The organism is Neisseria sp. P0021.S007, from assembly GCF_051956855.1.
Genome location: NZ_JBQCXA010001186.1, coordinates 1 through 520, shown reverse-complemented (window position 1 = coordinate 520; position 520 = coordinate 1). Strand labels below are relative to the sequence as shown.

The window sequence follows — 520 nt, the reverse complement described above, 5'->3', positions numbered from 1 at the left end:
ATCCAAGGCAGAAGGCGCAACAGTAGCAGGAATTGCAGGCAGCCGTAGCCGATTAAGAGCAGCGCGAAGGCATCGATGTGTCCGCCCGATACGGCAAAATAAGCGCCGCAGCCGACAAAAGCGGGCGCAAGTTGAATGCCGACAATACCGCGCACAGGGGCGTTGACGGGTGTGCCGGTGCGCAAACGGCTCAATATGGCGGCTTCCAAGCTAAGCCATGAAAATAGCCCTGCGCCCAAAAACAGCCAAGCGTAATCCGACCAACCCAATGCCGCCATCGCGGTCGCGCTGACAAAATTGGTGGCAACGGTGGGCAGGTACACAATCGGCGTGGTGGCATCAAGGGTATGGACGCCGCGCCACAAGCCGCCTGCGCGGTACATGGCAAATGCCAACTGTCCCGACGTTCCCAGCAAAATCAACCCTTTTGCTAGTAGCGTTTGATAGGGTAAGGCTGCCAAACCTGCCAGCATCGTGGTAATCGGTACCTGTGCCGATGGAGACGTAGAGCGCGGTGCAG

Annotated in this window: 1 pseudogene; it reads right to left on the bottom strand. The window is 58.3% G+C overall.

The features are described 5' to 3' along the window. Nucleotides 1–520: pseudogene (locus ACTHUR_RS18190) on the bottom strand (dicarboxylate transporter/tellurite-resistance protein TehA); the annotation flags it as partial.